We start from the raw sequence: 2,981 nt of genomic DNA, 5'->3' as shown, positions 1-2,981 counted from the left end.
CGCGCAGGCCCAGGTGCAGGGCCAGCATGGCGCCGGCCGAGTCGCCGCCGACCAGCAGCGGCAGCCCGCCCGCCGCGGCCCGGGCGGCCCGTGCCGCGGCGCGTACGTCGTCCAGCTGGGCCGGCCAGTGGGCCTCGGCCACGAAGCGGTAGGTCGCGGGCACCACCCGCAGCCCGAGCGGGGCGAGGGCGGTCCCGTCCTCCTCGGAGCGGGCCCGCCACCCGCCGCCGTGGATCCAGAGCAGTACGGCGCGGTCGGTCATCCGGCCATGCTGGCCGCTCGGGGCCCCCGCCCGCCACCGGCTCTGCCGAGGGCAGAGACGGCACTCCTCGCCCCTACGGTCCCGTAACCTACTCGGGGTAAAGTTGGCGGATGCCGGAACTCGTGTACCCGCCCGTGATCCTCGCCGCCAAGACGATGTTCCGCGCCCTCGACCTGCGCCTACGCGTGGAGGGCAGCCACCACGTGCCGCGCACCGGCGGGGCGGTGCTGGCCTCCAACCACGTCAGCTACCTCGACTTCATCTTCTGCGGGTACGGCGCGCACGAGTCCCGCCGCCTGGTCCGGTTCATGGCCAAGGACGCCGTCTTCCGGCACAAGGTCTCCGGCCCGCTGATGCGCGGCATGAAGCACATCCCGGTGAACCGGGCCGCCGGCGCCGGGTCGTACGCCTCGGCTGTGGCGGCGCTGCGTCGCGGCGAGGTGGTCGGCGTCTTCCCGGAGGCCACGATCAGCCGCTCCTTCACCGTCAAGGAGCTCAAGAACGGGGCGGCCCGGATGGCCCAGGACGCCGCCGTGCCGCTGCTGCCGGTCGCGCTCTGGGGCACCCAGCGGCTGTGGACCAAGGGCCGGCCGCGCACCCTGACCCGCCGGCACACCCCGATCACCATCCTGGTCGGCGAGCCGATCGATCCGGCCGCGCACCCGGACGGCAACGCCCTGACCGCCGAGCTGCGCACCCGCCTCACGGCGCTGGTCGACCGGGCCCAGCGGGAGTACCCGGACCAGCCCGCCGGCCCGGACGACGCCTGGTGGCAGCCGGCCCACCTGGGCGGCGCCGCGCCCACCCCGGAGCAGGCCGCCGAGCTGGACCGCCCGGGCCGCCGCACCCCCACCTCCTGATTGCGGCTGGCCGGCTGACCCCCGCTCAGCAGGCGGAGCCGGGGAGGTCCCGCGCCGGGACATCCTGGCGGGGCCAGACCGACGGCTCGGCCGGGCGGTAGTAGTCGTCGCGGGACAGGAACTCGACCGGCAGCGAACCCGGCAGGGTCACCGACCCCCGGGCCGGGCCGGGGGACGGGTTCATCCGGGCCGTCAGGGCGTCCCGCTCCGGCGGGGAGAGGTCCACCAGTTCGGGGCGGCGCAGCCGGAACGCGGCCACCGAGCGGCGTACCTGTCGCGCCAGCGCGGTGACCAGGGCGACCGGGCCGGTGAGCGCCAGCGCCGGCTGCCGGATCGTGCGCAGCGCGTCGCAGACCACCCGCAGCTCGCCGGTGCCGTCCGGGCCCTCGACCAGCTCCAGCCGGGACGGCCACTGCCAGCGGATCTGGCCGCTGACCAGGCGGGACAGCCGGACCGGGCGCCGGTGCCGGGCGTCCGTCCGGCCGTCCCGCCCGGAGACCAGGGACAGCTCGGAGCCGGTGCAGACGTACGCCAGCCGCCGGTCGGTCACGGTGACCGTCGCAGGGGTGGGCAGCGCCCAGGACCGGACGTTGTCCGTGGGGCCGAGCAGGTGACCGGCCACCGGCAGCCGGTGCTGCCCGAGCAGTTGCTCGCCCGGCTCGGGGAGCAGCGTGTGCCGCCGGTCGAGCACGGGACGGGTGGGATCGTCATCCGCGTCGAAGCGGTGCGGCCCGATGAAGAACGGTGCGGCGTCCTCCGACACGGTCACGACCTCCCGATGGCGGTTGGCGATACGTCGAGCCTGGCCGACGCGGGTGCGGCTGTCATGACACCCGTTAGGGGGTCGGCCGGTCGGCGGACGCCTGTGACCGGTAGATGCCGATATCTTCCGGCCGGACGAGGCCGTCCTCGATCGCCCGGGCGAGGAGTGCCGCCTTCGTGGCGGCCGGCCGCCCGGCCCGGGTGTACTTGATCCGCGCCCGGTCCACGTACTGCTTCACGGTGTGCTCGCTGATCCGCATCCGGCGCGCCACCGACGCCTTCGACATCGACTGGAACCACAGCAGCAGGGCCTCGCGCTCCTTGTCGGACAGGGCCGGCCGGTCCGGCCGGTGGTCGCCCACGATCGCCCCGGCCAGCGCCGGCGGCACGTACGGGCGGTCGCTCGCCGCGGCGAGCACGGTGGCCACGCAGTGCTCCCGCCCCTCGTGCTTGGCGAGGAACGCCACGGCACCGGCGTCCAGCGCGGCCAGCATGGTCTCCGGGTCGGTGTGCTCGGAGTAGACCACCACCCGGCGGCCGGCCCTGCTCAGCTCGGCCAGCTTGTCCAGCACCATCCGCCCGTGCAGCCACAGGTCCAGCAGGACCACTTCCGCCTCCGGGGCGGCCCGCAGCACCACGTCCGGGTCGTCCCCGGTGGCCAGGACCCGCAGCCCCGGCTCGCCGGCCAGCCAGCCGCGTACCCCGTCGATCACGACCGGATGGTCGTCCACGATCGCCACGCCGGCCGGCTGCTCGCCGGTCACGTCCTCCGCCACCGGGTCTGCGTCCATCTGATTCCCCCGTCCCGCTCGTGCAGGTGCTCCACCGGCCCGTCCCCGTCCCCGGCCGGCGGGCCGGTCGCGTCCGGCCCCTCGTGATCGGGGGTGACCAGGCTGACCACCACCTCGTCCGGGCCGGCCACCACGGTCAGCCGGGCCCAGCCCCGGGCGCCGGCGAGCGCCGCGGTCGGCGGGTCGGCCAGCCGCCGGCGGACCTCGACCGGCAGCTCCGGCGGCGCCCCGACGGCGACCAGCTCGATCGGCAGGCCGTTCCGTTCCGCCAGGTCGGCGGCGGCGCGCAGCTCGTGCAGCAGGGGA

General features: G+C 76.0%; 4 protein-coding genes and 1 pseudogene. 1 reads left to right on the top strand and 4 read right to left on the bottom strand.

Going from position 1 to position 2,981, the window contains the following annotated elements:
* Positions 1–262: alpha/beta hydrolase fold domain-containing protein (locus B0E53_RS34975; RefSeq protein WP_168215484.1), on the bottom strand; the 262-nt coding region annotated here is incomplete at its 3' end.
* Between the two features lie 110 nt (positions 263–372).
* On the opposite strand from B0E53_RS34975, the gene B0E53_RS34970 reads away from it, so the two are divergent.
* Positions 373–1,122, top strand: coding sequence for a lysophospholipid acyltransferase family protein (locus tag B0E53_RS34970; RefSeq protein ID WP_107079777.1), 750 nt, complete (start codon positions 373–375; stop codon positions 1,120–1,122).
* Between the two features lie 25 nt (positions 1,123–1,147).
* On the opposite strand, the gene B0E53_RS34965 is transcribed toward B0E53_RS34970, so the two are convergent.
* The 3 genes and pseudogenes from B0E53_RS34965 to B0E53_RS34955 all read right to left on the bottom strand — a co-directional run.
* The gene (locus B0E53_RS34965) at positions 1,148–1,885 is read right to left on the bottom strand and encodes a hypothetical protein (RefSeq protein WP_107079778.1); all 738 of its coding nucleotides are present in this window, start codon (positions 1,883–1,885) and stop codon (positions 1,148–1,150) included.
* 73 nt (positions 1,886–1,958) lie between these two features.
* Positions 1,959–2,675 carry a response regulator transcription factor gene (locus B0E53_RS34960; protein ID WP_107079776.1) on the bottom strand — a complete coding sequence of 239 codons (717 nt, stop codon included), beginning with the start codon at positions 2,673–2,675 and terminating at the stop codon, positions 1,959–1,961.
* Positions 2,645–2,981, bottom strand: a pseudogene (locus B0E53_RS34955) (hypothetical protein); the annotation flags it as partial. The pseudogene B0E53_RS34955 and the gene B0E53_RS34960, both read right to left, overlap by 31 nt.

This window comes from Micromonospora sp. MH33 (genome assembly GCF_003013775.1).
Classification (GTDB): Bacteria; Actinomycetota; Actinomycetes; order Mycobacteriales; family Micromonosporaceae; genus Micromonospora; species Micromonospora fulviviridis.
This window is presented reverse-complemented; position numbering and strand designations above follow the sequence as displayed.